At 43.4% G+C, this 26,551-nt stretch carries 37 protein-coding genes, 2 tRNA genes and 5 pseudogenes; 36 read left to right on the forward strand and 8 right to left on the reverse strand.

What is annotated here, in order from left to right; all coding sequences use genetic code 11:
• Positions 1-38: 38 nt before the first annotated feature.
• The 12 genes from RS881_RS10145 (at position 39) to RS881_RS10200 (ending at position 7,008) form a co-directional block, all read left to right on the forward strand.
• Complete coding sequence (locus tag RS881_RS10145) at positions 39-728, forward strand: hypothetical protein (RefSeq protein ID WP_315820976.1); 690 nt, start codon at positions 39-41, stop codon at positions 726-728.
• A 142-nt stretch (positions 729-870) separates the two neighbouring features.
• Entirely contained in the window at positions 871-1,362 is a 492-nt protein-coding gene (locus tag RS881_RS10150) for a GPI anchored serine-threonine rich family protein (RefSeq protein ID WP_315820977.1), read from the forward strand.
• A 460-nt stretch (positions 1,363-1,822) separates the two neighbouring features.
• Entirely contained in the window at positions 1,823-2,515 is a 693-nt protein-coding gene (locus RS881_RS10155) for a phage integrase SAM-like domain-containing protein (RefSeq protein ID WP_315820978.1), read from the forward strand.
• Positions 2,482-3,159 carry a site-specific integrase gene (locus RS881_RS10160; RefSeq protein WP_315820979.1) on the forward strand — a complete coding sequence of 226 codons (678 nt, stop codon included), beginning with the start codon at positions 2,482-2,484 and terminating at the stop codon, positions 3,157-3,159. Before RS881_RS10155 ends, RS881_RS10160 begins: the two co-directional genes overlap by 34 nt.
• Before the next feature lie 12 nt (positions 3,160-3,171).
• Complete coding sequence (locus tag RS881_RS10165; RefSeq protein ID WP_315820980.1) at positions 3,172-3,675, forward strand: hypothetical protein; 504 nt, start codon at positions 3,172-3,174, stop codon at positions 3,673-3,675.
• A gap of 124 nt (positions 3,676-3,799) precedes the next feature.
• Positions 3,800-4,006 carry a hypothetical protein gene (locus RS881_RS10170; protein WP_315820981.1) on the forward strand — a complete coding sequence of 69 codons (207 nt, stop codon included), beginning with the start codon at positions 3,800-3,802 and terminating at the stop codon, positions 4,004-4,006.
• Between the two features lie 124 nt (positions 4,007-4,130).
• Entirely contained in the window at positions 4,131-4,436 is a 306-nt protein-coding gene (locus RS881_RS10175) for a helix-turn-helix domain-containing protein (protein WP_315820982.1), read from the forward strand.
• Positions 4,433-4,663, forward strand: coding sequence for a hypothetical protein (locus RS881_RS10180; RefSeq protein WP_315820983.1), 231 nt, complete (start codon positions 4,433-4,435; stop codon positions 4,661-4,663). Before RS881_RS10175 ends, RS881_RS10180 begins: the two co-directional genes overlap by 4 nt.
• Before the next feature lie 128 nt (positions 4,664-4,791).
• On the forward strand, positions 4,792-5,586 hold the full coding sequence (locus tag RS881_RS10185; RefSeq protein WP_315820984.1) for a hypothetical protein: 795 nt from the start codon (positions 4,792-4,794) through the stop codon (positions 5,584-5,586).
• 436 nt (positions 5,587-6,022) lie between these two features.
• Positions 6,023-6,256, forward strand: a complete 234-nt coding sequence (locus RS881_RS10190) for a hypothetical protein (RefSeq protein ID WP_315820985.1) — start codon at positions 6,023-6,025, stop codon at positions 6,254-6,256.
• Between the two features lie 10 nt (positions 6,257-6,266).
• Positions 6,267-6,563 (forward strand): helix-turn-helix domain-containing protein, encoded by a 297-nt coding sequence (locus RS881_RS10195; protein ID WP_315820986.1) that lies wholly within the window; start codon positions 6,267-6,269, stop codon positions 6,561-6,563.
• Between the two features lie 109 nt (positions 6,564-6,672).
• Positions 6,673-7,008 (forward strand): helix-turn-helix domain-containing protein, encoded by a 336-nt coding sequence (locus tag RS881_RS10200; RefSeq protein ID WP_315820987.1) that lies wholly within the window; start codon positions 6,673-6,675, stop codon positions 7,006-7,008.
• Positions 7,009-7,085: 77 nt separating this feature from the next.
• Here the strand turns inward: RS881_RS10200 and RS881_RS10205 are convergent, their stop codons facing one another.
• A complete protein-coding gene (locus RS881_RS10205; protein ID WP_315820988.1) occupies positions 7,086-7,532 on the reverse strand; it encodes a helix-turn-helix transcriptional regulator in 447 nt (148 codons plus the stop codon).
• Positions 7,533-7,662: 130 nt separating this feature from the next.
• Between RS881_RS10205 and RS881_RS10210 the strand changes: the two genes are divergently transcribed.
• From RS881_RS10210 to RS881_RS59255, 4 genes are all read left to right on the forward strand, one after another.
• Complete coding sequence (locus RS881_RS10210; protein ID WP_315820989.1) at positions 7,663-7,830, forward strand: hypothetical protein; 168 nt, start codon at positions 7,663-7,665, stop codon at positions 7,828-7,830.
• 23 nt (positions 7,831-7,853) lie between these two features.
• Positions 7,854-8,144 (forward strand): response regulator, encoded by a 291-nt coding sequence (locus tag RS881_RS10215; RefSeq protein ID WP_315820990.1) that lies wholly within the window; start codon positions 7,854-7,856, stop codon positions 8,142-8,144.
• A 186-nt stretch (positions 8,145-8,330) separates the two neighbouring features.
• Positions 8,331-8,549, forward strand: coding sequence for a hypothetical protein (locus RS881_RS10220; RefSeq protein ID WP_315820991.1), 219 nt, complete (start codon positions 8,331-8,333; stop codon positions 8,547-8,549).
• A 621-nt stretch (positions 8,550-9,170) separates the two neighbouring features.
• Positions 9,171-9,326 carry a helix-turn-helix domain-containing protein gene (locus RS881_RS59255; protein ID WP_350340107.1) on the forward strand — a complete coding sequence of 52 codons (156 nt, stop codon included), beginning with the start codon at positions 9,171-9,173 and terminating at the stop codon, positions 9,324-9,326.
• Between the two features lie 88 nt (positions 9,327-9,414).
• Here the strand turns inward: RS881_RS59255 and RS881_RS10225 are convergent.
• The 4 genes from RS881_RS10225 to RS881_RS10240 form a co-directional block, all read right to left on the reverse strand.
• A tRNA-Pro gene (locus RS881_RS10225) sits at positions 9,415-9,488 on the reverse strand.
• 85 nt (positions 9,489-9,573) lie between these two features.
• Positions 9,574-9,664 (reverse strand) — tRNA-Ser (locus RS881_RS10230).
• A 31-nt stretch (positions 9,665-9,695) separates the two neighbouring features.
• Complete coding sequence (locus RS881_RS10235; protein WP_315820992.1) at positions 9,696-9,836, reverse strand: hypothetical protein; 141 nt, start codon at positions 9,834-9,836, stop codon at positions 9,696-9,698.
• A gap of 36 nt (positions 9,837-9,872) precedes the next feature.
• Positions 9,873-10,235: an alpha/beta fold hydrolase gene (locus RS881_RS10240; RefSeq protein WP_315820993.1), complete on the reverse strand. Its 363-nt coding sequence runs from the start codon at positions 10,233-10,235 to the stop codon at positions 9,873-9,875.
• A 920-nt stretch (positions 10,236-11,155) separates the two neighbouring features.
• On the opposite strand from RS881_RS10240, the pseudogene RS881_RS10245 reads away from it, so the two are divergent.
• A pseudogene (locus RS881_RS10245) lies at positions 11,156-11,916 on the forward strand (superoxide dismutase).
• 264 nt (positions 11,917-12,180) lie between these two features.
• Here RS881_RS10245 and RS881_RS10250 read toward each other — a convergent pair.
• A complete protein-coding gene (locus RS881_RS10250; protein ID WP_315820994.1) occupies positions 12,181-12,489 on the reverse strand; it encodes a DUF1801 domain-containing protein in 309 nt (102 codons plus the stop codon).
• Between the two features lie 658 nt (positions 12,490-13,147).
• Between RS881_RS10250 and RS881_RS10255 the strand changes: the two genes are divergently transcribed.
• Both RS881_RS10255 and RS881_RS10260 read left to right on the forward strand, forming a co-directional pair.
• Positions 13,148-13,363: a hypothetical protein gene (locus RS881_RS10255; RefSeq protein WP_315820995.1), complete on the forward strand. Its 216-nt coding sequence runs from the start codon at positions 13,148-13,150 to the stop codon at positions 13,361-13,363.
• 185 nt (positions 13,364-13,548) lie between these two features.
• A complete protein-coding gene (locus RS881_RS10260) occupies positions 13,549-13,785 on the forward strand; it encodes a hypothetical protein (protein WP_315820996.1) in 237 nt (78 codons plus the stop codon).
• An 83-nt stretch (positions 13,786-13,868) separates the two neighbouring features.
• Here the strand turns inward: RS881_RS10260 and RS881_RS10265 are convergent, their stop codons facing one another.
• Positions 13,869-14,261 (reverse strand): hypothetical protein, encoded by a 393-nt coding sequence (locus RS881_RS10265; RefSeq protein ID WP_315820997.1) that lies wholly within the window; start codon positions 14,259-14,261, stop codon positions 13,869-13,871.
• A gap of 621 nt (positions 14,262-14,882) precedes the next feature.
• On the opposite strand from RS881_RS10265, the gene RS881_RS10270 reads away from it, so the two are divergent.
• The 16 genes and pseudogenes from RS881_RS10270 to RS881_RS10340 all read left to right on the forward strand — a co-directional run bounded on the left by RS881_RS10270 (position 14,883) and on the right by RS881_RS10340 (position 24,592).
• Positions 14,883-15,512: a TerD family protein gene (locus RS881_RS10270; RefSeq protein WP_315820998.1), complete on the forward strand. Its 630-nt coding sequence runs from the start codon at positions 14,883-14,885 to the stop codon at positions 15,510-15,512.
• Positions 15,513-15,668: 156 nt separating this feature from the next.
• Complete coding sequence (locus tag RS881_RS59260) at positions 15,669-15,953, forward strand: hypothetical protein (protein WP_350340204.1); 285 nt, start codon at positions 15,669-15,671, stop codon at positions 15,951-15,953.
• Positions 15,875-16,206, forward strand: a pseudogene (locus RS881_RS59265) (TerD family protein); the annotation flags it as partial. The gene RS881_RS59260 and the pseudogene RS881_RS59265, both read left to right, overlap by 79 nt.
• Positions 16,207-16,222: 16 nt before the next feature.
• Positions 16,223-16,564 carry a vWA domain-containing protein gene (locus tag RS881_RS10280; protein WP_315821000.1) on the forward strand — a complete coding sequence of 114 codons (342 nt, stop codon included), beginning with the start codon at positions 16,223-16,225 and terminating at the stop codon, positions 16,562-16,564.
• Positions 16,561-16,860 carry a vWA domain-containing protein gene (locus RS881_RS10285; RefSeq protein ID WP_315821001.1) on the forward strand — a complete coding sequence of 100 codons (300 nt, stop codon included), beginning with the start codon at positions 16,561-16,563 and terminating at the stop codon, positions 16,858-16,860. Before RS881_RS10280 ends, RS881_RS10285 begins: the two co-directional genes overlap by 4 nt.
• 1 nt (position 16,861) lies before the next feature.
• On the forward strand, positions 16,862-17,548 hold the full coding sequence (locus tag RS881_RS10290; protein ID WP_315821002.1) for an HAD family hydrolase: 687 nt from the start codon (positions 16,862-16,864) through the stop codon (positions 17,546-17,548).
• A 38-nt stretch (positions 17,549-17,586) separates the two neighbouring features.
• Positions 17,587-18,440: pseudogene (locus RS881_RS10295) on the forward strand (phosphoribosyltransferase family protein).
• On the forward strand, positions 18,380-18,934 hold the full coding sequence (locus RS881_RS10300; RefSeq protein ID WP_315821003.1) for a TerD family protein: 555 nt from the start codon (positions 18,380-18,382) through the stop codon (positions 18,932-18,934). Before RS881_RS10295 ends, RS881_RS10300 begins: the two are co-directional and overlap by 61 nt.
• 63 nt (positions 18,935-18,997) lie before the next feature.
• On the forward strand, positions 18,998-19,426 hold the full coding sequence (locus RS881_RS10305) for a vWA domain-containing protein (protein WP_315821004.1): 429 nt from the start codon (positions 18,998-19,000) through the stop codon (positions 19,424-19,426).
• A gap of 617 nt (positions 19,427-20,043) precedes the next feature.
• On the forward strand, positions 20,044-20,607 hold the full coding sequence (locus RS881_RS10310; RefSeq protein ID WP_315821005.1) for a vWA domain-containing protein: 564 nt from the start codon (positions 20,044-20,046) through the stop codon (positions 20,605-20,607).
• A gap of 17 nt (positions 20,608-20,624) precedes the next feature.
• A pseudogene (locus tag RS881_RS10315) lies at positions 20,625-21,097 on the forward strand (TerY-C metal binding domain-containing protein).
• A gap of 26 nt (positions 21,098-21,123) precedes the next feature.
• Complete coding sequence (locus tag RS881_RS10320; RefSeq protein WP_315821007.1) at positions 21,124-21,933, forward strand: protein phosphatase 2C domain-containing protein; 810 nt, start codon at positions 21,124-21,126, stop codon at positions 21,931-21,933.
• A gap of 38 nt (positions 21,934-21,971) precedes the next feature.
• Positions 21,972-22,412: pseudogene (locus RS881_RS10325) on the forward strand (protein phosphatase 2C domain-containing protein); the annotation flags it as partial.
• A gap of 48 nt (positions 22,413-22,460) precedes the next feature.
• Positions 22,461-23,348, forward strand: coding sequence for a protein kinase domain-containing protein (locus RS881_RS10330; RefSeq protein WP_315821008.1), 888 nt, complete (start codon positions 22,461-22,463; stop codon positions 23,346-23,348).
• Positions 23,349-23,529: 181 nt separating this feature from the next.
• Positions 23,530-23,808 carry a hypothetical protein gene (locus tag RS881_RS10335; protein WP_315821009.1) on the forward strand — a complete coding sequence of 93 codons (279 nt, stop codon included), beginning with the start codon at positions 23,530-23,532 and terminating at the stop codon, positions 23,806-23,808.
• A gap of 94 nt (positions 23,809-23,902) precedes the next feature.
• Complete coding sequence (locus RS881_RS10340; RefSeq protein WP_315821010.1) at positions 23,903-24,592, forward strand: MeeY/MeeF family manganese export membrane protein; 690 nt, start codon at positions 23,903-23,905, stop codon at positions 24,590-24,592.
• 169 nt (positions 24,593-24,761) lie between these two features.
• Here the strand turns inward: RS881_RS10340 and RS881_RS10345 are convergent, their stop codons facing one another.
• Positions 24,762-25,172, reverse strand: coding sequence for a hypothetical protein (locus RS881_RS10345; RefSeq protein WP_315821011.1), 411 nt, complete (start codon positions 25,170-25,172; stop codon positions 24,762-24,764).
• A 1,182-nt stretch (positions 25,173-26,354) separates the two neighbouring features.
• Here RS881_RS10345 and RS881_RS10350 point away from each other — a divergent pair.
• Positions 26,355-26,525 (forward strand): Ig-like domain-containing protein, encoded by a 171-nt coding sequence (locus tag RS881_RS10350; protein ID WP_315821012.1) that lies wholly within the window; start codon positions 26,355-26,357, stop codon positions 26,523-26,525.
• The last annotated feature ends 26 nt before the right edge of the window (positions 26,526-26,551 follow it).

Genomic DNA, 26,551 nt, shown 5'->3' on the forward strand with positions numbered 1-26,551 from the left:
TAGCTATGAAGTTGCGAACAATAAATTACAGCCTCCTTATGATGGCAGGTGTTGCATGGCTGTTGTGCGCCTGTCATAAAGGTAATGACATTACTCCTGCTGAAGACCATAAAGGCATACCTACTCCGGTAGGTGTGGCTGCCGGTGTGCCGGTAAGCGCCACAATAGATGGTAGTGGTGGAATGCTTACTGCTCCCGGCGGCAGCCTCGAAGTTGTTTTCCCGCCCGGTGCATTGAGCGTCAGTACCACGGTAACCATTCAGCCCATCAGCAATTATTGCCCCAATGGTATGCAGGCTTACCGTTTATTGCCGGAAGGCATACACTTTCAAAAACCGGTCTACCTCCGCTTTCATTATCAGGAGCAAGGGATGAACGGTATTCCCGAACTATTGGGTATTGCTTACCAGGATGAAGCGGGTATCTGGAAACGCTTACGCCAATTTACCCTGGATACTGTCCATAAGACCATTATGGTGGAAACAAACCATTTCAGCGATTGGAGCCTCGTGGAAATGATCAGAATTAAACCTGCCGGCAATTCCTTCACCAATACCATTACGGTCAAACCCAAAGAAGAAATTGAAATGCAGGTGATCACAGTGGGCGATCTGCTCGAGGAAATTCCGTATGTCGGTATCGATGACCTGGTGCCTTTGCCTCTGCCCGATGCCCGGGTAAACGTCAAATGGTATGTGAATGCGGCCTATGGGGTAATGCCACAATAGGGACCCTCGATAAGCCGGCAGAAAAGGATGTCCACTATCGTGCCCCCAATAAGTCACCTTCCCCGAAATTGTTACCGTTTCTGTAGAAATAACTCCTACGGGCGGCCGGCACTTCCACTACGATGATAAGACCTTCGATAAAATGATCATCAACAAAAATATACGGATCACCGATAAGTCATTGTTCAGCATTGCCATGAAAATACAACGCACCCTGGGCGTAGGTCTCTTCAACTACGATTACTCGGATGCGGCCACTTGCAGTGTGGGTATTGAAGGCACCACCGTATCGTCCGACAATATTGTGAATGAAGCACCCTCGGCCAATCCGGTTATATCTGTGAATGGCTCCTGCACCTTTACCTGGCTGCAGGATGGAGTAGGGGCGCTGAATGTAACCAGCATTACCGGCGTAGTAGATAATAATTCGAAGGTAGCCACCCTATCCATTGTCAGCAGCAATGCCCACGGCACCCACACCACACTCGTTTGCGCCGGGGTGCCGCCCCAGGATTATAACAATGGCACCCTGCCGCCTGAAACGAGGGTCGTCAGCTTTAAAGTAACCGATTCTATATTTCCCGCTATAAAGCCCGATAGCTATACAACTGTGCTCATAAAGCGGGAGCATTGACCCAATTATTGATTTTCAGTCACACGAGAGTTCTGGTAATGATGTCCATCCTGGCTGTATGCGTAAAAGCATATGGCCAGCCAACGGATTCCCTGGCATGACCGATAGACCTTAGCTGGAAAATAACCTTATAGAAATCCAGCAGTATCTGGATAATATAGAGAAAAAATACTACGCCGCAACTGGACAGCGTTTCAGGAGGTATTAAAGACAGACAGGAGGCTTATTATGGCCTCCTGTCAAGTCAAGTCGGGAAGACAGCACGTGAACCTACTTTTTTGACATTTTTTTAAGACCCCCAAAACAGGCTCTAATAGCACTCATATTTAATTGTTTATGAATTAAATACATGTTTTTATAATTAAACTAGATTAAGCCAAATTAAGAGAAGAAAAGATAAAATGACAACAAAAACGACAACATTAATTACGTCGGGATAACTTTGGCTAAATTTAGTGCCATGAAGTTCAACACCCGGTACAACCTTAGAAAGCAGAAAAGCAAGAAGGCCGAAAAGGTATATTTGATCTGTCGGTTTAATACTGAAAAGTTTGTTTATCCTACTCCATACAGTGTGTTGCCCAAATACTGGAATATAAAAGCGGGCGAAGTACGCAACGTTATTGACGAACCCAACCGGGATATTATCAACAACTACCTAAGAACATTAAAAACCGCTGCCAAAAGCATCTATGAGCAAACCATAACTAACCGTAAGCCGGTAACAAAGCAGTTACTAAAAACTGAACTGGATAAATGGACTGGTAAAACGGATATGGGCAAGCCCAGCTTTTCACAATGGTTGCAACGCTACATTGATACCAGCCCTACCCGAATAAACCCCAAAACAGGCCGCCTGTTGAGCCATAGAACAATACAGGAATACAAAACGACCTTTACCTGCTTAAAAGAGTTTGAAAAAGAAAACCGGCAAAAGCTGGATTTTGATAATATAGATGTATCTACCCTAACAGATTTCCGGGATTATTTAACTACGGTCAAAAGTTTTTCCCTTAATAACATAGCAAAGCACATTGATAATTTCCGGCAGTTTCTAAGGGCTGCTTCTGCCGAAAAATCAGTATTGACCTGGATACCATCAACCCCAAACGTTTTACAGTGGCCAGGGAAATCCCACAGGATGTTTATTTAACCGAAAATGAACTACAGACCATTGCCGGAATTGATCTTTCTGACCGAACCCAATACATTACCATACAACAAGGACAGAACGGCGAAGAAAAGACGGTAAAAGTTCATTATCATACATTAGACCGTGTACGGGATTTATTCATGATCGGTTGCTACACTGGCTTACGGGTAAGTGATTACAACAATATCAAACCGCACCACATTAAAGGCAAGTATATAGACTTGTACCAGCGTAAAACAGGGGAAAGGGTTGTAATACCCATACACAACACGGTTAAAACCATCATAGCCAAATACGGCGGCCAAACCCCGCCCAAAATTTCCGATCAAAAGATTAACCAGTACATAAAAGAAATCTGCAAGCTGGCAGAGATCACCGAAACGATAGAAAAGCAGCAAACCAAAGGAGGCGAGAAAGTTGCCAGTGTTTTGGAAAAATGGCAATTGGTAACCAGCCATACCGCCCGGCGGTCATTTGCTACCAATATGACAAAACAGGGTATTCCCATACAGTTAATCATGAAGATCACAGGCCATAAGAAAGAAAGCGTATTCCTGAAGTATATAAAACTATCTGCGCTGGAATATGCGGAAATACTTCAAAAACACCTACACACTGGAACCAATAATTTAAGCGCCCTTTAAACGGTATTTACTATGATTGATATTGAAAAAGTAGCGGACAGCATAAAGCCTAAAAGTACGGTTACTAAGATTTCAGCGGAAAGCTCTTTGTCAAAAGAGGGCGAAGGGGATGTTTCGGGAGTATCCGTTGAGCCCCAAATATTTAAAGCCAGGGATATAAAGGATTTGAACGACCGAAAGAGCTATTTATTAAAATTGATAGCTGAACAAAAAGAGTATGCTACAACGGATATATACACAAAGCCGCTGGTTAAGGGTTTTACCATAAACGGTAAATGGCATCCTGTAGAACAAAAGGACATAAAGGTAGAGCCTGACCAGCAATTAATAAGTCATTGCGAAAACGAACTACGGTTAACTGAAGACTTGTTGTTTATTGGCAAAATAGTAAATGAGTATTGCAAAATACAGGGGGAAAATGAAAGGAGGTATTATCTTTTTCATGCCAAAGAAGGACAAGCAAAAATGTGTATAGACGGCCAACATACTACACAGAAAATGAGTTTTCCAAAATAATAGAAACTATTGCAGAAATGGTACACAAAGAGGAAACCGCTGCCACTACCCAGGGAATGCCTTAAAACGGTTAGCCTGGAAAGCAGATAAAAAGGACTTGTCCGAACTGATAAAGTCCCTTTCCTTGACAGCTTTTGCCGGTATCCCTGAAACGGAAATCATCAAAGCCTTTGAAAGCATTATTGAATACAAGGGAAAGCCAGTTGATCTATCCAGGCATGAGATCAACAAAAACGAATTGCAGGACAGGAAACCCCGTGACCTGTTTACTTTCAAAATGAATAAAGCAATCAATGAATTTTTTCAACAAAAGTTATTGCCGGATAAATAGCAGATAAAATTATATGTAGCTAAAAGCCTTTACCGGCTTATGTTTTGCCCGTAGGTTACGCCGTAACTTACGGGCTTTTCTTTTCCCGGCATCGTTGCTTTGTCCTCATAAAATTGATTTTTTTATGAAAGGACAAACAAACGTAGTACAGATTGAAGGCATCAACGCAAATGCCCTGTTAAATGCGGTGGAAGATATTGTAAGCCGCAAACTTTCTACCATCAACAAGACGGAACCGGTTACCGACCCGGAATTTCTTACCCGTATGCAGATCGGTGAATTATTTGGTGTATCCCTGCCAACGGTTCATGCCTGGACAAATGCCGGTATCCTTACCGCCTACAAGATTGCCAACAAAACCAGGTACAAAAAAGCGGAAGTATTAGCCGCCTGTAAACCCCTGGCAGGGAAAAGGGAGGAAAGGGCATGAGTAAGCACACTGTAAAACAACTGGCAAAAAAGGAGCAGATCATTGTGACCGCCCTGGATGCTTATGCACCGGTCATGCAATTGGGAATTGATCATTGCACCCAATTGGAAGCGATCAAAGAAACCATTGAGTATTGCAGGACTACCCCGATACCTACAAAATACGGCGCTTTGCTTTCGTGGCATCAGTACCGGATTATTGCGCCGCTGCTGCTGAAAACCTTTTAAAGCTGGTAGCCGTTCAACCTGCGCCCGATCTGCTAATGAATCATTACACTATCGGCCAGTTATTAGGCATTGCCCTGGAATACCTGCAAAAAGCAAAAACAACCCTTTAACCTGGTTAACCCTTTCCAATGTTTGACGGCATCAATACACTTTTCCGGGTAACCGACGAAACCGGCAGCCTTGCGGCTTTGCCGTGTTGGGAAGTGTTGGTGTATGAGCAAACCGGCAAAAGGGTTGACGACTGCAAAACGGCACATCTAAGAGGGTTAAACCTGGCTTACAAACCATCAATAAACGGCGGTTACAATTTTATCGTAAAAGGTAGTTTGCATAAGTGGTACAATGCAGGCAGTGACAACGCCGGACGCTTTTCTATGGAAGATGTGCAAACCGCCGTAAACAGCCTTTGCGATGTGTTTGAAATGCCGCCCGATCAAGCAGAACTACATGGCCTGGAAATAGGGGTAAACATAGTCCTGCCTTTTCCAGCTTTGCGAGTGCTTAAAAATGCCGTTTCGTATAAGGGGAAACCATTTACCGCGATCAATAAGCGCAATGTGCATAAAGGGCTTATCTGTGCCTTAAATGACTATGAACTGAAGCTATACGACAAAGCGGCACAAAGCGGGGTGGATTGCGGGCAGGTTTTGCGGTTGGAAGTGAAGGTAAACAAAATGCGGTTCCTGAAAGATTACCAGTTAACCACTTTGGCAGCCCTTACCGAACCAGCCAAAGCCTACGCCGCAAAGCAAGTGTTGTTTATTGCCCTGGATACAATTATCTGGACGGATACCAGCGCCAACCTTAACACCATGACCGACCGGGAGCAAAAACAATGGCTATACCTGTCCAATCCTAAAACTGGCAGCATATACCCAAGGAAAAAGCCTACCGGCAACGCCAAAAGCTCGCTACCCTTTTGACAGGTACGCAAAATTTGACACCCGGCAGGTGTTGAAGCAGCTACTTACCAATACCTGGGAAAGCTTGTTTACTACCTGGATGGAAGCAGCAAACAGTACACCTTTTCACCGTCCTGGGTGGAAAAGCGAAGCAGGTAAAATAATCACTATTTCACCGCTTGAATGTCAGGTGAAAAGGTTACCCGGTACACAGGGTATTACCGGCAATGCGGATACAACTTTTTGCATTACTCCAAACGATAATATAAAAGTGCAAAAATTGCACATAAGCAAGATTTGCCTATCCGTCATTGTTGTACCTGCGGAAAGGATATAAGCCATCAAAGAAAGGATAGCCGTTTTTGTTCTGCCAATTATGTAGGTGGAAAAGCTGCCCGGTCATGCCGGAATAAGAACAGTAACCAACGCCGGGACTTAAAAAGAAAAATAAAAAGCTATGGAGCAAAACAACTTTATTGCTGTAACCTACACAGACGGTACGGATACCAGTACCCAAACAATACACCCGTCAGAACTACCAAACTTACCCCGCGGGTGGTTTGACCGGGTACAATGTATCGCCATATTGCCAACACGCCGGGATGAGTTGCCGGTAAACCTGGAAGGTGAACAAGCAAAGGGGTATTTACAATCGTTTACCAATCTTCAAAATTTATTGTTTAATCTGTAAAATCATACAAATGAAAAAGAACACAGAACCATTAAAAAGACAATATGCGATCCTGAAAGGCCAAGGAATGCAACAACGGGATATTGCCAAAAAGTTAGGGGTATCCGTTCAAACAATTTGTAAATGGAAAAAGTCATTGCCGATCAGTCATTACCTGCTCATACGTGACAGCATGGTAAAACGACTGGCGGCTATATCAAAAGACAAAAACACCCCGGCTATGGATATTTACAATTTATCCAATGCCCTGGTAGGAATTGAAAGGACAATTGACAAATACACCTACATGAAGGGTATAACCGGTTAGTTTCTATAACGGGGGTGTATAGTAAATACAGTACAGTATAACCGCCAATGTGACGCAACCCGTTTACGACGTTCATAACTACATTTTAGTACCATTTAAGGTTAAGATTATGCCCAATAGACAGAATGCCTTTAAAAACGACATAGCAACCTCAAATTTTGAAGATAAAGGCGGGTTGATAGGTAAGGCGTATCAATACTACCTGAAGGGATTAACGGCCAAAGAAACGGCTATCCTATTGAACGTTTCCGAACGGACAGTACAACGCTGGACAAGTACCTATGAGTTTGCCGCCACCGCCAAACCCAAAACAATGCAGCAAAGGGTGGTTGATCTTCAAAAGTTGGGTTTATCCTATGCCGAAATTAGCAAGGCTTTAAAGGTAAGTCGTTCCACTGTGTACAATTATCTGAAAGCTGCCAGGGTACCCGGTTCAAAGGTGTAACCGGGTACCCTGGTAAGGGCAGACAACAAAAAGCCACTGTTAGCGGTTAACAGTGGCTTTTTATTCATTCAGTTCCTTTACTTTTTATCGCTTAGTATCTTTTCAAGTAGTGCAATCTTTTCCCGTTCGCTTTTTAGCAGTGCCTCATACAGTTTTTTATTTTCTTCTATTGCTTCAACATACTTATCCATTGGATTGAAGGTACAATTATGATAATTTCCTGTTCCGGCAATAACATTTGCGGCATGAGTATTTGAACCTTCATAGTTTGCTTGAATATTTACGATAGCAGCTTCCTCATTAAAATTCTTTATAGCCTCAACAGGCACCTTTAATGCTTTGGCAATTTCTGCCAGTATTTCCGGTTCAACAATTTCCTTTTGCTCTAACAGTGAAACCCTCCTTTGTGTCCAATCGCCACCCAATTCTATCGCTAATGCTTCCTGTTTCATATCCAACATTTCCCGGAAACGTTTGATGTTCCTACCGTGGTGTATTTTATTAGGCATATCCGTTGTTGTCATAGTACAAATATAGATTTATTTTAAAGTAGTACACTCGCTAAAAACACGCTGTAGTCGCTAAGATAAACATTTAAAACTTAGGTATCCCTGACCTGTGCTAATAATTTGGCATTAACCAAACAGCACGCACATGGGCAGTAATATATTCAAAACAGATCACCGGACACTTCAGCAACCAGAAACTAAAACCCCTGATACCAATACACCCGACCCGATAAAGGTACTGGTACAGGATTACCACGACCTGTACCGGGAGGCGCTTATCATGGTTTTGCAAAAAGCGGGTTTGTCATTATAGGAGAAGGCCAAAACGGGATAGCGTTGATTGAAGCAAACCCCACCAATCTGCCGGATATAGCGATTATTAACTACAAAACAAGCAGGCCGGTAAGCCTGGATGTTGCCCGTTGGATAAAGGAACATTACCCAGGTATAAAGGTGGTCATCAACACGCAGTTTAGTCACAGGATACCAGTTAGTAAGCTCCAACAAATAGGGATTGAAGGGGTGATCATAAAAGCCATTCACAGCTACCACGAAATTATTAGCGCCCTGCATGTAGTGTATAACGGCGGGTGCTTTTATGCAGAAAACCCACCGGTTTCACAATAGCACAGTTTACACATATTATTTACAGTACAAAAACAAAAACCATTATGCTGACAACCTTTAGTCATTTACCTAAGAAGCAACAAAACCAATTAAACGAACTGGTACAAAAATTGTGCAGGCTGCTAAACCGGAAAAATAATTTGTTACGGCCACCGTAGTACAGCTTTCCAGGATTGGCGTTGTTTTATGAATGAAGGTAAATATATGGAAAGCGGAAAATGTACCTACGATCTTTTGATAATAATGAAAGAAACCGAAAAACAAGGCAAAGAGGCAATTATCAAATTGGCTGAAAAGCAGGCTACTCAATCAGGATATAAGATATTAGGCGTAGTACACAAGGTAGGAGCAGTAAACAAAGCGATAGCGCAGGGGAACCGCTTTTTTTTGCATTTTATACCATAAGGGTGTATTACTGTATGACAGTACGGGCCTGCCATTGGCAGTGCCCCGGAAGCACCCAATGGAGCGGAACTGATAAAAGAAGTACAAAATAGCTGGTATAAATCGTTTCGTATGGCTCAACGCTTTTTTCTTTCGGCTACTAACAAAATAGAAGGCGGAAAGCCTCAACAAACGCTTTTGAGTTACATCAGGCAGCCCGGTATTCCTGCATGGCCCTATTACAGGCATATACCGGCTATCATTCTATTTCCAATAACCTTATTAGACTATTGGCACTAATAGAACATTTTAGCATTAACCTGACATGCGTCTTACCCCGAATAAATGATGATGAAATTGAACTTTTTAATTTGCTGAATACTGCTTACGTAAACCACAGCTTTAACAAAAGTTATGAGATACCTGCTGGCAAAGTTCAAATACTGTTTGACCGGGTCAAAGAGTTGATGCGAGTGGCAGAGCGCAAATATGCTGACTATATCACTTACCTGAATTTTAAACATACCGTAAGTAAGATTTTTAATAGCGACCAAGGAAAGGAGGATATGCTCAAAATGGTATCCAGTACCATTGGCAGGAATTTATATATGTTACGGCAGTTAAATCAAAAGCCTAAATGAAGTGGCTGCGGCTGTGGGAATTTCACGTAAGTACCTTATAAAAATCGAAAGGGGATTAGCCCCGCGCGTTAGGCATACTGTCTTAATTCGATTGAGCAAATATTATGAAGTATCAGTGGCAGACATTGCAACCGATAAAAGCCCCCAAAGTGAGTAAAGTAAAATTTTCGACAACAAAAACGACAACACCAAAAACAAAAAAGCCTATAAAAAATTGAAAATCAATTAATTATAGGCTTCATAAGTCGGGAAGACAGGATTCGAACCTGCGACCCCCTGGTCCCAAACCAGGTGCGCTACCGGCCTGCGCTACTTCCCGTTCCTGTTACCCTGCCGGCCTAAACCGTAAGAGAAACTTTGTTTACCGGTTTGAAAGCTTGCTACTTGAAATAGCAGTCATTCAGCGGAGAGGGAGGGATTCGAACCCTCGGTACAAGTTTAAGCTCGTACAACGGTTTAGCAAACCGGCCCTTTCGGCCACTCAGGCACCTCTCCTTTTAGGGATCGCAAAAATAAGAGGAAAATCTCAAATAGCAAACTCTAAAAACATTCCCCAGGAAATAAAATACTGTTTCCGGGTAAATAAAGGCTGCCAGCCTACTTTGTTGACTATGAACACCGTCTGCCTGATCACAATACCTTCCTTTTCCTGAAAAACCTCCTCCACTGGTTTTCACCATCACCAGCCGGTTATAGGCCACATTCACCGGAAAAATGGCCGGTAACATGTCCTATTGATGGCCATGGCAGTGGCAGCGGGCTCCAACAAGGGCAACGTTGTAAGGTATTCTTCCAATAGCGCATTGAACCGCACCGGCTGCTCCATCATGGGCGCATGTCCACATTTGTCAATCCATTGTAAGGTTGAATGCGGAATCAGCCGGTTGAAACTTTCCGCAACAGCTGGTGGCGTTATTCTGTCGTTTTTCCCCCAGAGGATGAGTGTAGGTACTTTGATTTCTTTACATTGATCACCAATATAATTGCGTTGGGTAGCCTTTGTCATCTCTATTACAGAAAGGCATTTGCGCAGATTGGTGGTTATGGTAAATATCTCCCTGATCAACTCATCCGTTGCCTCCGCTGGATCAAAGATGTGTATTCTACCCGTTCTTTGATGTATTGAAAATTACCCCGTTTGGGATAAGCTGTGCTGATATTGTTTTCATAAAGCCCGGAACTTCCTGTCAGAATTAAGCTTCTTACACGTTGGGGTGTTTGTGTGCGTACCTCGCTGCCAGATGTCCCCCCAGGGAATTACCCACCAATACAAAATCCTTACAGGTTTAAATTTTCAATCCAACTTTCCAGGCATTCAAGCAGAAATTCAAGCGCCTTGTATCCGGAATATTTTTGTATTGGCAGGAAGGGATCAATATCCTGTATCGCTGATGAAAATGCGACACAACGGAGGTCCAATTACTAAGACTGCCCATTAACCCATGCAATAGGATCATAGGCCGGCCATTTCCTTTTTCAAAATAGGAAAATGCTGAACTTACCATAACTTGTTTTTTGATGGAAACCAAAAATATACGAGTTGCCTGTTTGCATTCGTGATCTCAATCACAAATGGACCGGCTTTCATTCATTAGCGCCAGTCTGGCCCTGCCCAGTGTCTCTACTTAAATTAAGGTACCTGGCCAATTCGGTAATGGAGAAAGATTGTAGTAAATAGGTGTGTTGCTGAAGTATATACCTATACCTCGACACTGGGCTTTTCATGGATAAGAGGTGAATATGTGCCGCCTGTCTTTTTATTACAGTATGGGCCAGTTTGGCGCCAAGCTGCAATAGCTGCTGGTCGGGCGCCGGCCCACCATTCACGAATTAAGTACTTGTTAACGGGAGCTATTTATCAGGTTAATATCAGACCTTAGCTGATAATCAGGTATTAAAATTGTATTAGTACCAGCAATATATTTGTCGTCCCGAACTACATTCATTGTAATATTGTTCCTTCAAACTTAAAAACTACCTAATACTATGGCAAACAAGACCAATAATCGCCGGGATTTCCTCTTCACCACCGGTAAGGCAGGGCTGGCAGCAGCCTTGTCCCTTCCTGTGCTGGATGCCCTGGCTACCGCCTCCAATCAGCCTCCTGCTGTAAGATCGGGCCTGGCAACACCGTATGAGCAGCAACCATTGCCTTATGCTTACAATGCCCTGGAACCGGCTATTGACGCTACCACCATGGAGATCCATTATACCAAACACGCCGCTACCTATGCCAAGAACTTGGCAGATGCTGTTGTGGCCGAAAAAGTTGATAAAAACACTACCTCCCTCGAAACCCTCCTGTCGGGTATTTCTAAGTATTCCGCCAAAATGCGCAACAATGCGGGTGGCCATTATAACCATGAGTTGTTCTGGCAAACCCTCAAAGCCCCTGTAGATGGAGCTAAGCCTACTGGTAAAGTATTGGCAGCCATTGAAAAAGACTTCAATTCTTTCGATGCTTTCAAAACCCAGTTTACCGATGCTGCCAAAAGCCGTTTCGGCAGTGGTTGGGCCTGGTTAATAGTGGGTTCCGACAAAAATTATCCATTGTATCCACCGCCAACCAGGACAATCCTCTAATGGACCTGGCCGAGAAAAAGGGCTTCCCCTTACTGGGATTGGATGTATGGGAACATGCCTATTACCTCAAATACCAGAACCGTCGTCCGGATTATATTACCGCCTGGTGGAATGCGATTAACTGGGATTTTGTGCAAAAGCGTGCAACAGGTATCATCGGATAAGGATACACACTACTTTCAGCAATCATTCCCGCATATTATACAAACAGGACAGCTTGCTGCCCTGTTTTCTTTTTCTGAAAAGTAAGTCAATCACCTATAAGCAATCAATTCGAATCAAACGACTGCCGACCGCCGATTCACGAAACTCCTCAACTGTATTCGCTCGCAGCTCGTAGCTCACAGCTGTATTCATTGCCGATTCACGATTCACAATACATTACGCCCCCTTCTTATACAGTGCCAACACTTGCTTCAAAATAGCCGTTATAGTTTTGATAGGTATATCTTTCTCCGGGTCAAACAACAGGATCTACCTACGCGCTCTTTTTCAATGATCAGTTGTGGGTGATAGATCTTATTACCTTCTACAATGCCCAGGTAAGGTTGTTGGTTTTTCTTATGTACCCATAGATAACAAAACATCTTTCCTTTATAACAATAGAAAGGCATCTTGTATTTCCAGGCTTCCGTGACTTTTGGATCAAAATGCAGCAGGTATTCGCGCAAGGCCAGTAAATAACTTTTTACCGGCTCCTCTTTCTCCAGAAAGTACTGATCAATTTCTCTTAGCATATTTTAAATTGGGTATAACTTTACTCACGGACGACAACTTTCTAATTAAGAATGCTTTAAAGATACAAACTGAGACAATGGCGACATAAAATAGTCTTCAATACGCAACCACTACCCATTCGCCCCTCAAAGCCAAAGCCCCACTCGCCATTTACTACCTGCCCCTTGCCCCTCCATGTTTACCCTTAGTAAACCAAATACCTACTTAATTGAGATCAAATAAATGGCATTTTTAATGCATATTATTTGGGTTTCCTGAAAAAACTTATTAACGTTGCAGTCGCTTTTTTACACCTGATAGTAGCTTCTTAGTAGCAGACAAGCCACACCAACCAACCTTTGGTATTACACCGCCCGTACAGACTTTGAAAACTCACCTGTAAAATCATTTCCCGGTTAAATTTTATATGCTATACCGTGCCAAGCACGGTGAAATAACCTTATTGTCATGTCCATTAAACCTTGGTCTATGTCCAGGCTACACGCTCATGTACTAATCATGAACCTTATCGGCTTTGCCTCAATGGCTAATGCTCGATTTGTTAGTGATCATTCCGATGCCAACCCATTGGCATCGCCTGCCCCTAAAGGAATCAATTCCTTGTGTCTTGATGAATGGTCAAGGCATAAGGAATTGATCATAAATAAAAGAGACAGTTTGTACTATGTCATCGGCGAAAAAGAAAAGTACAACCGCAACAAAGAAAAGATCCAGCATGAGATCAATTCCCTCAAAGCCCGCATGGCTAGCCTGGATAAAGTACTTGACCTGGTCAATACACTGGAAAAAGTGATGTTGAATACATTCTTAAACCTTCATCCAAAGCCGAAGGTTCAACTGCTTATGATACCCACAGAAAGCGTATTGTATTAACCGTAGGCTCAACCGCTAATTTTATACACGAGATCACCCATGGCGGTCAGTATGAAACTGGTGAGATCATATTCGACTCGCTACTCGATAAATCATACCTGCAAGATCTGTATGATGAAACAGAAGCTTACAAAGCTCAATTTGCTTACGACCCATCTTCTGTGTCCGAATTGAAATCCAGCTCGGTGCCCCGTACCATGAATGATATAACGCCTCAATGGGTTGAAAATCTCCAATCACCCGATGGAGAAAAAACATACCGTTACCACAGCAAGGTCCGTGTCAATATCCATTCCGGAAAAGCCGTCCTCATGATGGCCTATCCATACCTGGCCAACCAGTTCAAAGGATGGGCCGATAGCTGGACCATGAAGGAGGCGCCCAATGTAGTGTATAAAAGGCAACCCCTGATCGTACGCTAATACACAAAAAAATACACCGGTGCAGTCCGGTGTATTCAAACACATAAACGAAAACTATAACTGAAATTATTTAACCTTGTTGACTACCGTTTCTTCAACATAACTGCGATTGCGGTTGATCTGATATATTTCCGCTTTGTCATTCTTTTTGCTTTCACTTCAACATGCAGCACATGATCACCAATTTCTTCCGTATTCAGCATGAACTTCTTTGAGATATTACTTCCTTTTACTTTGCCGCTATACAACACATTACCAAACTCATCCCGGAAAGTGATGGAGAACTCATCTTCTTCCACATTGTTCAGGTTCAACTGAAAAACCGGCTGGCTTTCGTATTCACCAATGAATTTAAGTTCTATAGAAGAGCTTTTGGGATTTTTTTCGCCATTAGCTAAAGTGTTGTTGGAAAAGGCTAAGGTTAAAGCGATAACTGCCATCAGCATCATTCCGAAATTCCTCATCTTGATTTTCATAATTCGTATATTTTATTATTTCTTGACTGTGTTACTTCCTATCTGCATCAGATCCTTCGTTTCATGATGCAAACTTACAGCGCGCAATACCCCTTCACAAACCAACTAATCCTTCATTTCAGGATGCTAAAGCCCTTATAAAAATGTTAAAAACCTTTATGGGCATGGATTGTAGAAAATGACAACAATGATCTCAAGCCATATTTGCCCGTCAAATATTATTTTACTGTTATGTATGTGTTCATATTACAGGCAGTTGAAATCTGAATGACCGATCTGTCTTCTAATAATTCCCAGGCGCCGCCTAAACCTCCCGAATATTCGTGGAAGGAAAAGCTTATCTATTGAAAACCATAATTTCTTCATATATTAATGCTTGTGAGTAACATTTTTTTATATTTTGTCTCACCCTTTGATACACCATAAACCCTGTAAAATATGCTTGCGCGTATCCTGTTGATCGATGCCATGTGTAAACCCATAGTTCTGCCATCGCTTACGATTACATACTCAGAAATTAGCAGCCATATTTTATTGCCGGGAACATGGTCATGCAGCAAGCCATTTTTTTCCTTGACAAACCGTAACAATTTCCCTGATATCTAAACTAATATCTTACCAATGGCAATTAACTTACAGAAAGGCCAGAAAATAGACATTGGCCTTTCAAACATCAGTGTAGGACTGGGCTGGAATCCCAATGAAGGAACTGGTTCCGCCTTTGACCTTGATGCTTCTGCATTTATGATCAATGCTTCAAGGGTGATACCCGCGGAAGGATTCTTTGTATTCTATGGTAATACCGATTCGCCTGATGCGGCGGTACATCATACCGGCGATGACCCTACCGGCGGCAATTCCGCAGGTGGCGATGATGAAAGCCTGGTTGTAGATCTTACAAAAATAGATCCTGCTATTACTGAAATATTGTTTGTAGTAACCATTCATGATGCGGCTGCACGCAGACAAAACTTTGGTCAGGTAAGAGACTCCTACATAAGACTGGTAGATAATTCCAATGGCAGTGAAATTGCCAAATATGAACTGGGAGAAGACTTTTCCATTGAAACCGGCGTTGAATTTGGCCGCCTTTATAAAAAGATGGCAAATGGAAATTTGAAGCCTCTGGTATTGGTTACAAGGAAGACCTGGGCTATTTCCTGGGTAAATATTACAAAGGACAAATCATTAAATAAAAACCTGCTTATCTTCTATTACGCGCAAACTGCGAAATCCAGAAAATCCGCGTAATCAGCGATTCAATCAGCGTTTAAACCCTAACAATAAAACAAAAAGAACCTTATTTATGGCAATTAACCTGGTAAAAGGACAAACAATTGACCTTAGAAAAACGATGGCGGTGCCGAATTTGATCTCGCAACAGTAACCATCGGACTTGGATGGGACATAAAGCAGCAAAAAAGCGGTTTCCTCGGCAAGCTCCTGGGCGGCAAACAAGAGGATTATGACCTGGATGCTGTAGCCTTTTTGTTAGACAGCAATGGAAAGGTGGCCAACCTGGGTGATAAACTCATTGGTGGCGATGTGATCTTTACAACAGCCCCAAACATCCATCCGGTAAAGCCTGGTCTACCGGCGATAACAGAACCGGCGCCGGTGATGGCGATGATGAGCAACTGGTGTTTAAACTGGATACACTCGATGCACGCTTTGAAAAGATCGTATTCGTAGTGGCTATTTACCAGGGCCGGCAAAGAACCAGCACTTTGGCCTTGTTGAAAATGCCTTTATCCGCGCTATTGACTCCCGTGGAAAGGAAATTGCCCGCTTCAACCTATCCGGTGATGCTTCTTTCAATGGTATGTGTTCCATGACATTTGCCGAAGTATATCGCAAGGATGGAAGCTGGAAATTCCGCGCCTTGGGTACGCCGCACCAAGCGGACTCTTTTGTAGAGGTCCTGAAACAATACGTGAACGCATAACTTTCAAAATATTATTATGAGAAGATTACCTGTGTATCTGGTACTTGACACTTCCGGTTCTATGACCGGAGAGCCGATTGAATCATTGAAAAATGGTGTTCAGGTGCTTATTTCCACCTTACGCCAGGATCCCTATGCCCTCGAAACAGCTTATTTAAGTGTGATCACTTTCAGTACAACGGCTCAACAACTGGTGCCACTTACCGAATTGTCAACGTTCCAGATGCCGGATCTTCAGGCCGCAGGTACCACCTCCCTGGGAGAGGCGCTGAACCTCCTGTCTCAAAGAGTGGATGCCGAAGTGGCCCGCACCACCGCCGACCAAAAGGCGACTGGAAACCGCTGGTATTCATCATGACCGATGGTGAACCCACCGATGAATGGCAAAAAGGATTGAATGAATACAAGAAACGGAGATTTGGTATGGTCATCGCCTGCGCTGCAGGCCAGGGCGCCAATACCAATGTATTGAAACAGGTTACAGATACAGTAGTACAATTGGATACAGCCGATTCTTCCACCATCAAAGCATTCTTTAAATGGGTTTCTGCTTCTATCAGCACTGGTAGCCAGAAAGTAGAAAGTGGCGGCCAGGAAGTGACTGGTCTCAACGAATTGCCGCCTCCGCCACCCGAAGTAAATGTAGTAGTATAACATGCTGAAAGAAACAAAACATATATCCTTCGACCTGTGGCTGACACTGATCAGGTCGCACAAAGACTTTAAGAAAGAAAAGGCAAAACTTTTTTGCGCTTATTTCAACTTGCACCAGGTAGATCCTGATACGGTAGTGAAGGTTTTCCGGCAAACAGACCTCCTGGTGAATCGTATCAATGAAACCGTGGGTAAAAATGTCGACTCTCTCGAAATGTATATGCTGGCGCTCGATAAACTGGGCATTGATATGTCGGCACTAAGACATGGTCAGTTGGAGGAGTATTACCGGCAGTGCGAAAAATTATTCTTTCAGTATCCGGCACAACCACTGAACGGGGAAGTTATCCCCATCCTGGCTGCACTCAAAGACAGGGGATTTACTATCAGTATAACCAGTAATACGGGTTATATCAAGGGAAGAACCTTGCGAAAACTGATGCAAAACACGGGAATAGCAGCCTATATGGATTTTCAGGTCTATTCCGATGAGGTGTCGGCTTCAAAACCCTCACCCGTCATTTTTGAAGTGATGTACAAGCAGGCCACCGAATTACATGGAGGCCATTTATCCAGGCGCCAGGTAATTCATATTGGCGATAATATACTTACTGATGTAGGAGGGGCAAAGGATTTTGGGATCAATGCTTTTCTCATCAACGATCAAAGCATGACCTTAAAAATATAGAGGATGAGCTCAGTGTATTCGTTGCATAAAATAACGGGGTGGATGCTTTTACCTTTGATCCCGCCGAATATAGCCGTTTCAAATTTGGAGATGGTCATATTGCAGAAACGTATGGTGAATCATTGGCCAATGGATTTCTCCAACATCATGCCGGCGAATTGATGGCAAGCGGCAAACAATTGGTCATTCTGCCCAGCCCATATTTTGCCATCCCAACGGCTTCTTATGCCATGGCTGCAGCCTTTAAGAAAACCGTTAACCGTTTTTGGCCGCCAACCGTTTACCAGTAGCAGAAGAAGCCAAGATCCATCGCTCTAAAACCTATAGCCTGGATTATGGTGAACTTGATGCCGATAGCAGGCTCAACCTGATCCTGAATGATAAATATCATCTCGACAGCCAGTTTCTGCAGGGTAAGCTGTTGATCTTTATTGATGATATTAAAATTACCGGTAGCCATGAACTGGTGATCCGTAACCTGTTGAAACAATTTTCACTACAAGACGAAGTGGCTTATTATTTATACTTCGCACAGTTGGATGCACAAACCATCCATCCCAGGATTGAGAATGACCTGAACTATTTCTACGTCAAATCAATCCACCAATTGGTCAGCATCATCGATTCTGGAAACTTTAAGGTCAATACCCGTATTGTAAAATATATACTGAATACCGGGTTTACAGCTTTTACAGCCTTTATTGACAAGCAACCTCCCTTGTTCCGCGAACAATTGGTAGACCTTGCCATCAGTAATGGCTATCATGAAATGGAAGAATACAAAACAAACTTCCAGCACCTATTAACCATCACTCATCAAAACCATCTAATATGGCTATCAACTTACAAAAAGGACAACGAGCAAAACTTGACCTCCCCAAATTTACCATAGGCCTTGGCTGGGATACCAACGAAGGGCAAACAGGACAAGGCTTTGACCTCGATGCTTCTGTTTTCATCCTGGGCGAAAACAGGAAACTCCTGACCGATGAATACTTCGTTTTCTACAATAACTTAAAATCGCCCGATGGTTCCGTACAACATTCCGGGGATAATACTACCGGCGCCGGTGATGGTGATGATGAAACCATTCATATCGACCTTTCAACGATCAATCCAGGCGCGAGGGAGATTTGTGTGGTGGTTACCATTCACGATGCCCCCGGCAGAAAACAAAACTTTGGTCAGGTAAGGAACTCTTTCATTCGTGTATTTAACGCTGCTACCAATGAAGAGATCATGAAATACGAATTGGGAGAAGATTTCTCTATTGAAACCGCTGTTGAGTTTGGACGTATCTATAAAAAGGATGACAACTGGAAATTTGAAGCCGTAGGTATTGGTCATAGCGGCGGTCTCGAACAGTTTTTAGGCAAATACAATTAATAGACACAACCATTGCCCTGGACTTGTATTGCCCTGGCCTTTAGGCCAGGGATAAAAACAAACATGAGACGACTGCCGGTTTATTTGTTACTGGACACCTCGGGTTCCATGAAAGGAGAGCCCATTGAAGCTGTGAAAAATGGTCTTGAATCACTCGTCGGTTTCTTGCGGCAGGACCCCTTTGCCCTGGAATCTGTACACCTTTCTATCATCACCTTTGACCGCGAAGTGAATAATATCCTTCCCCTCAAAGAACTGGAAAGCCTGATCCTTCCGGAAATAACTACACCCGAATCCGGTCCTACCCACCTGGGGCAGGCGCTGGAGTTACTGTGTACCCTGGTGGATGCTGAGGTATTGAAAAGCACCCCGGATCAGAAGGGCGACTGGATGCCCTTGTTATTCATCATGACGGATGGTAAGCCCAGCGACCTGCAAAAGTACCGCGAGATGATACCTGAAGTAAAAAACGGCATTTCGGTGAAATTGTAGCTTGCGCAGCAGGCCCCAAGGTAGATGATCAATTGCTGAAAGAACTTACCTCTATTGTGGTGCACCTGGATACAGCCGACAGTTCCACCATTAAATCATTTTTAAATGGGTTTCTGCATCTGTTAGTACAGGAAACCGCAGCATGGGCGCTGGTGGCGAAGTTGTATTGCCGCCACCACCTCCCCAGGTAAACATGGTCATTTAGCTGTAGAAGACCCGCTGTAATGAAGTTAGCAGTAGTAAGGGGATTTCGAATTACAACATTGTCGATTCACGACTGCCATCTCATGTTTCACTTTTCACGTTTAACAACACAATATGTATTTCATTATATGGACCTTACTCAACATCCTGATCATAGGTCTTTTCCTTTACGCAAAACTATTGCCTTATAAGGATAGGTTAGATGCCAGGTATAAGCGCACGTTTGATTTTTCAGTAAGCTGTTTAACCCTATCCTGAATTTCCTGCGTGGCGTTTTCAAACCATTCCAGGTGGGCAGTGGATTGTCGGTGGATATGTCGCAAATTGTATTGCTCATTGTTTTATTGCTCTTATTGGGCATAACCAGGTTTTAACACACTTATTCTATCAATACATAACTAAACCTCCCTGCTATGCGTAGATTACCCGTTTACTTTTTAATAGATGTGTCAGAATCAATGGTGGGCGATCAAATGCCTTATGTAGAAGAAGGACTGGCCTCGATCATTAAAGACCTCAGGTCTGATCCCTATGCCCTGGAAACTACCTGGGTATCCATCATAGTTTTTGCCGGGAAAACCAAACGCATTGTACCCCTTACCGAACTTACTTCTTTCTACCCACCCAGGATTCCCATTGGAGGAGGTACTTCCCTGGGAGAGGCTTTGGAATTCCTGATGCAGGATATTGATACCAATGTGGTAAAAAGCACCCCCGATACCAAGGGCGATTGGAAGCCCATCATCTTTTTATTTACCGACGGAGCACCTACCGATAATCCCGAAGGAGCTGTAACCAGGTGGATCAACCAATACAAAAAGAAAGCTTCCATAGTCGCTATAGCCCTGGGCGATAATACTGATACTGCCTTATTGGGCAGGATTAGCAACGATGTATTATTGGTGAAGAACCTGGCTCCCGAATCCTACAAGTCATTTTTAAATGGGTCACTGCTTCCATCAAGACCACCAGCATGAGCGTGTCTGAAAACAATATGGATGGCCCCCAGCTGGCCAAACTGGATGAAGCCGTCATTACTAAAGTAGAACAACCGGCAGTAGCGCCTGCACCCAAGGCCATCGACAATAATTTTGCCGTATTCCTGTCTAAATGCCAGGCTACCAAAAAGCCTTACCTCATTAAGTACAAGCGCAACATCACGCCTTCCAATATAGAAGGCCTTTCACTGGAAACACAATTCTTTAAGCTGCAAGGCAGTTTCCCGGTGGATGATACCTATTTCCAATTGAGCGATAATACCCCTACCAATCAAAAGATCAGCTCGGGCGAATTGGTGGGCTTCCCCATTGTCCTTGCTGTGGCAATCAGTACGGGTTTAGTACCTGTGCCTGTGGCGGTATTATGTGTACAGGCGATGAAGAAGTAAGTACCTGCCCCTGGTGTAATACACAGGCTAAATTTGGCTTCGCATCCGGCCACCAGGACATTAACCGTTCGAGAGGATAATATATGTATAACCAACCCAAAATTCTGTGGACAAGATCGTATTTCCCAACGCTAAAGAAAAAGAACCCTATACCTATACCATTGAATGGGGAAAATTTGCCTTATCTAATATTGGCGATCACCATTTTGAAGGATTGGAAGCCATTGGCCTTGCGTATGATTCCGTAAAAGGCATGGTACACGGCATCCCTTCAAAACCCGGTGATGCGGATATTACCCTGTTTTATAAACCGGCCGACAGTTTGTTGGATCAGCCCCTGACCCGGCCTGTTCACCTCTTTATAAATTTTGATCCCAGAAGCCTGTGGACCGAGCATGAGCCTCCACCAGATGCACCTTATCAAAAATCCCATACCGAAACGAAAAGGGATGCCAGCGGCTCCAAAACCATTATTGGAGCCAGTAAACGTGGTCGTTCACATGCCCGTGAATCAAAATTCAGGGACGATGATTTCGATGCCATCTATAGGGCCGATACCGGCTGGTATGTGATCACCGTAGCCGATGGGGCAGGATCGGCCAAGTTTTCCCGCGAAGGTTCACGCATAGCAACCGATACAGTGGTAGAACATTTATCATTAACCGACACCAATACCAGGTTGGATGAGTTGGAAGCCCTCATTGCCCAATTTGAGGCCAATCCCGGTGATGCCAACCGCAAAGCCATTGGCGATACCTTGTACAATACCGTAGGCAATGCTGTTTTCCTGGCTTATAAGAATATTGCCAAAGAAGCAGAGAATACCCAAAACCTGGTCAAAGATTATGCAACCACTCTGCTGGTTACCGTTTGTCGCCAATTTGCCAATAAATGGTTTATCGGCGCTTTTGGGTAGGCGATGGGGGTGGGCATCTATAAAAAGACAGTGCCCCTAAAATATTGGGCGAAACCGACAGCGGTGAGTACTCCGGTCAAACCCGTTTTCTGACCATGCAGGAGATCTTTGAAGCCACCTCCTTTTATAAACGCATACGTTTTGAACTCGTAGATGATTTCGATGCACTGGTGCTCATGACCGATGGCATTACCGACGCCTGGTTCCATACGGATGCCAACCTGCTCAAAACCGAGAAATGGGATCAACTGTTCCAGGAAATACAAAAAGAAGTAACCTTATCAAGAGACAATGAAAATGCCCATAACCAGTTATTACAATGGCTCGACTTCTGGGTGAAGGGTGAATACGACGATCGTACTATTGCAATACTTTTTAACTATGGCAAACACCATCAAAATAAAGGCAGCCGATGGCTCCGACGTAGAGTTTGTGAACGACATGATCGGTCAGGGTGGCATGAAGGATGTATACTTTAGCCCTGATAGATCCTATGTAGTGGCCTTTTTAGGGATAAACAGGATCCTGTGGCCAAAGATCGTTTACTCACCATTACCGGTACTTTTTACGACAGAATTTTTAAACAAGCAGGCGGTGAATACTGGAAAGATCTATACTGCTGGCCTACCAAAGTGGTGGAGTGGAACGGGCGACTGGGCATTGTGGCGCCTACCTATCAGAAACATTTCTTTTTCCAGACAGGCTCCCGCAACAATGATTTCCTGCAGATCAAAGGCAAGGAAAAAGAAGGTAAATGGTTTGCCAGTGCTTTTCACCAGAATAAAAACCTGGACCCCTCCGAAAAGGGCGATTGGTACAAATATTTTCTGATCTGCATTACCATTAGCCGGGGTGTAAAGCGTATGCATGCTGCAGGCCTGGCCCATTCCGATCTCTCGTACAAAAATGTGCTGATCGACCCCGTAACAGGCAGGGCAGCCATTATTGATATTGATGGATTGGTGGTGCCTGGTAAATTTCCGCCCGATGTATTGGGTACGCCCGATTTCATTGCGCCCGAAGTACTGGCCACCAGGCATTTGGCCAAGGACGATAAGACCCGGAAATTCCCGGGCATCCCTACCGATCGCCATGCCCTGGCCGTAATGATCTATATGTACCTCTTGCGCCGGCATCCCTTGCGTGGAGGTAAAGTGCATGATGCCGATGCCCAGAAGGATGAGGAGCTATCCATGGGGTCAAAAGCATTGTTTATTGAACATCCTACCGATATGTCCAATAAACCCAAACTAAGCCAGGTAAAACCCAGTTACATGCCCTGGGCTGATACCGATAAACAGCCCTATACGATTACCGGACCTTACCTGAAACAACTTTTTGACAGGGCATTTATTGATGGCCTGCATAATCCTCCATGCGGCCAACCGCCGATGAATGGGAAAATGCACTGGTAAAGACCGTTGACCTGATGCAGCCCTGCCAAAACAAGAGCTGCGAAATGAAATGGTATGTTTTTGATAACTCCACCACCCCCAAATGCCCTTTTGTGGTACCCCGTACCGTGGCCAGTTACCCGTATTGAATCTATATTCCAAAAATCCCAAAGGGATGTTTAGCTTTGAAAACCATAGGCTCATGGTTTATAGCAATCAATACATTTATCAGTGGCATATTAATAAAAATATATCGCCCAACGAACGGTTAACAGCCGATCAGAAAAAGCCCGTGGGGTATTTTGTATTCCACCAGGATAAATGGGTACTCGTAAATCAGGCCATCCCTGGCTTAAAAGATATGGATACCGACCAGGAAGTTTCCATAGGCCAAATGCTGGAAATAAAAGATGCACAAAAAATACTCCTGTCAAAGGAAGATGGCGGGCGATTGATCATAGTACAAATGGTAAATAATTAAAATTAGAATACATCATGAATGAAATGATCCAGGATATCCTGAACAACCCCTGGCAGCCCTGGCGGTAGTTGGGAATCTTATTGTTATCGAAAGCTTGCTGTCTGTTGACAATGCGGCCGTACTGGCCACCATGGTCATGGACCTGCCTAAAAACCAAAGAAGCAGGGCCTTGCGTTATGGAATTATTGGTGCGTATGTATTTAGAGGCATCTGTTTATTACTGGCAGCTTATATCATCAAAATATGGTGGCTCAAACCACTTGGTGGCCTTTACCTCCTGTACCTGGTATGGGATTGGTGGAAAGGAAAACAAACCCCTGAAAAAGAAGATGACACCCTCGATAAAAAAAAAAGCAATTGGTTATACCGTGTTACCGTAGGCGCCCTGGGTAATTTCTGGGCTACCGTAGCCCTGGTAGAGATCATGGACCTGGCCTTCTCTATCGACAACGTATTTGCGGCAGTTGCCTTTTCTGATAATATTATCCTCATTTGGCTCGGCGTGTTCATCGGTATCCTGGCCATGCGTTTTGTAGCTCAGGGCTTTGTGAAACTCATGGAAAAATATGCCTTCCTCGAAGCCGCCGCCTTTATTGTGATTGCTATCCTGGGTATTAAACTCATGCTTTCTTTATATGAGCATTTCCAACCCGAAACAGCATTCAGTAAATTCCTGGGAAGCCATGCTGCCGATTGGGGAGTATCCATATTGACCATCAGCATATTTGTAGTGCCCATTTTGTACACCATGCTGACCAAGAAAAAAGAAACACCCTCCTCCTAAAACCGGTCCGGGTAAAAATATAACTGCCACACATATAGGCCATGTCTGTATGCTGTGGCAGTTTCTTTTACTCACCTCTCACTTCTCACGTCTCACCTTTCCCCTCTCATCAAAAAAAAGTGGAACATCCATTGGGGACGTTCCACTCTTACATAAATTTCCTGGCTTTTTACTTGATCTTGCTTACTACTGTTTCTTCAACGTAGCTGCGGCTCCTGTTGATCTTGTAAACTTCTGACTGATTGTTCTTCTTAGCCTTAACTTCAACACTCAATACATTATCTCCAATCTCTTCAAGGTTCAACATGAACTTCTTTGAAATGCTGGTACCTTTTACTTTACCGCTATACAGTACATTACCAAAATCATCACGGAAAGTAATAGTAAATTCATCTTCTTCTTTGTTGTTCAGGTTCAATTGAAAAACCGGTTGGTTCTCAAAATGACCAATGAACTTCAATTCTATAACAGAAGCAATTTTTTCTTTTTCGTTGTTTGCCAGTGTGCTGGTCGAAAAGGATAAAGAGAAAGCTACTAAGGCGATTGCCATAATTCCATAATTCCTCATAATCGATTTCATGATGTGTATATTTAAAAGTTTTTAAAACAACTTTGTAAGCTTTGTATGGAGGGCAATCGGGCAGGCAGGCAATGTAGAAGAAAAGAAGTAGGAGTTTGTATCTCCTGTTGATAACACCAGGTAGGTGTTTTCTTTATTTCATGATGCAAACATACATCGGCATAATCCACCCCAAAAACCAAATAAAAGCCCTTTTCAGTATCGTAAACCCCATTCCCGGATCAGGAAATGCCCTGCAGGAGCGGGTTTCGGTAAAAAGTACCATGATCCCCAACCTGTTTTTAGGTCAGAAAATAAACCAAAATCACCCCGTTTTTGCTATTTCCTTAACAATTTAGACACAATCCAGGCCCTTTTCAGGGTATCTTTTGCCTGATTACCTGTATGTGTTTTTTTATATTTTTCATCTCCTTGATTAGCGGAGCGCCTCGTTATTTGAATGTCCTGCCTGCTTTTACTGGCTGTTTTTCCCATTTCTGTATTTTTCCCGATTTGTCTTTTTATTTGACAATCCTCAACTATTTTCCCATTCCGGGTCCATAGAATGCGTAGTTACACGCAACATTTAAATAAATTCCCAAAACGATACAATTTATCCGGCCAATACAAGTTATATGATTATATATAGGGGAAATATGAATGTATCAAGGGATATTTTCTTTATGCAGAAAGTCGATTAATTTTATGCGCAAAGCATTTGAACAATAAATCCAATATCGATCCTAAAACCGTTTAAAAGACAATTTAAAACCAATACTATGACACTAACCCCTACACTATCCAGGCAATTACAGCCTCCATTTCACCGGGCGATACTTAACTGTCCAGAAACTGGTATGTATAGCAGGAGTTGCTCCACGCTGTACAGCGCTGGTTCATCTATGGCAGGAAGTAATCTATGTATCATTTCATCCCTGTAGTCAATAACCTAATCATTACTTACCGGTAATACCGGTAACGACACTCGTGGTTCTTCCGCCCCAGAGCGGTTGAGCATGGTAATAGATTTCGATTATTGAATAAACTCTATACCGTATGGCTTCTACATCAGGATTTATTCACCCTTTATTTTCATTAAGGGAAACTCGTTGTAAGAAATTATTGACGATGTTGTTCTGTATACTTGTGTGTTCCCTTGGTTTCCACACAAGCGTATCAGCATTTGAACCCGGTCCGGGCCTTTTGCCGGGAGCACCAGATCTAACACACCCGGATACCAAAATATCCAAAGTAAAAGACAGCTCCATTGCCGATGGCAATGACCAGAATATCGTAAAAGCACATATAGTAGACAAGGATGGAATTCCTGTGCCCGGTGTTATCGTATTTTTTGTTTCTTCCTCCGGGGATTAATGCCCGGATATCCAACAGATTCTAAT

The organism is Paraflavitalea speifideaquila (genome assembly GCF_032395985.1).
In the GTDB taxonomy this organism is placed as follows: Bacteria; Bacteroidota; Bacteroidia; order Chitinophagales; family Chitinophagaceae; genus Paraflavitalea; species Paraflavitalea speifideaquila.

Bases quoted from the DNA above. Each gene is read 5' to 3' on its own strand.
- RS881_RS10145 (WP_315820976.1), top strand. From the start codon at position 39: ATGATGGCAGGTGTTGCATGGCTGTTGTGCGCCTGTCATAAAGGTAAT.
- RS881_RS10150 (WP_315820977.1), top strand. From the start codon at position 871: ATGATCATCAACAAAAATATACGGATCACCGATAAGTCATTGTTCAGC.
- RS881_RS10155 (WP_315820978.1), top strand. From the start codon at position 1,823: ATGAAGTTCAACACCCGGTACAACCTTAGAAAGCAGAAAAGCAAGAAG.
- RS881_RS10165 (WP_315820980.1), top strand. From the start codon at position 3,172: ATGATTGATATTGAAAAAGTAGCGGACAGCATAAAGCCTAAAAGTACG.
- RS881_RS10175 (WP_315820982.1), top strand. From the start codon at position 4,131: ATGAAAGGACAAACAAACGTAGTACAGATTGAAGGCATCAACGCAAAT.
- RS881_RS10180 (WP_315820983.1), top strand. From the start codon at position 4,433: ATGAGTAAGCACACTGTAAAACAACTGGCAAAAAAGGAGCAGATCATT.
- RS881_RS10185 (WP_315820984.1), top strand. From the start codon at position 4,792: ATGTTTGACGGCATCAATACACTTTTCCGGGTAACCGACGAAACCGGC.
- RS881_RS10190 (WP_315820985.1), top strand. From the start codon at position 6,023: ATGGAGCAAAACAACTTTATTGCTGTAACCTACACAGACGGTACGGAT.
- RS881_RS10195 (WP_315820986.1), top strand. From the start codon at position 6,267: ATGAAAAAGAACACAGAACCATTAAAAAGACAATATGCGATCCTGAAA.
- RS881_RS10200 (WP_315820987.1), top strand. From the start codon at position 6,673: ATGCCCAATAGACAGAATGCCTTTAAAAACGACATAGCAACCTCAAAT.
- RS881_RS10205 (WP_315820988.1), bottom strand. From the start codon at position 7,532: ATGACAACAACGGATATGCCTAATAAAATACACCACGGTAGGAACATC.
- RS881_RS10210 (WP_315820989.1), top strand. From the start codon at position 7,663: ATGGGCAGTAATATATTCAAAACAGATCACCGGACACTTCAGCAACCA.
- RS881_RS10220 (WP_315820991.1), top strand. From the start codon at position 8,331: ATGAATGAAGGTAAATATATGGAAAGCGGAAAATGTACCTACGATCTT.
- RS881_RS10250 (WP_315820994.1), bottom strand. From the start codon at position 12,489: ATGCTAAGAGAAATTGATCAGTACTTTCTGGAGAAAGAGGAGCCGGTA.
- RS881_RS10265 (WP_315820997.1), bottom strand. From the start codon at position 14,261: ATGAAAATCAAGATGAGGAATTTCGGAATGATGCTGATGGCAGTTATC.
- RS881_RS10270 (WP_315820998.1), top strand. From the start codon at position 14,883: ATGGCAATTAACTTACAGAAAGGCCAGAAAATAGACATTGGCCTTTCA.
- RS881_RS10280 (WP_315821000.1), top strand. From the start codon at position 16,223: ATGAGAAGATTACCTGTGTATCTGGTACTTGACACTTCCGGTTCTATG.
- RS881_RS10285 (WP_315821001.1), top strand. From the start codon at position 16,561: ATGACCGATGGTGAACCCACCGATGAATGGCAAAAAGGATTGAATGAA.
- RS881_RS10290 (WP_315821002.1), top strand. From the start codon at position 16,862: ATGCTGAAAGAAACAAAACATATATCCTTCGACCTGTGGCTGACACTG.
- RS881_RS10300 (WP_315821003.1), top strand. From the start codon at position 18,380: ATGGCTATCAACTTACAAAAAGGACAACGAGCAAAACTTGACCTCCCC.
- RS881_RS10305 (WP_315821004.1), top strand. From the start codon at position 18,998: ATGAGACGACTGCCGGTTTATTTGTTACTGGACACCTCGGGTTCCATG.
- RS881_RS10310 (WP_315821005.1), top strand. From the start codon at position 20,044: ATGCGTAGATTACCCGTTTACTTTTTAATAGATGTGTCAGAATCAATG.
- RS881_RS10335 (WP_315821009.1), top strand. From the start codon at position 23,530: ATGGTTTATAGCAATCAATACATTTATCAGTGGCATATTAATAAAAAT.
- RS881_RS10345 (WP_315821011.1), bottom strand. From the start codon at position 25,172: ATGAAATCGATTATGAGGAATTATGGAATTATGGCAATCGCCTTAGTA.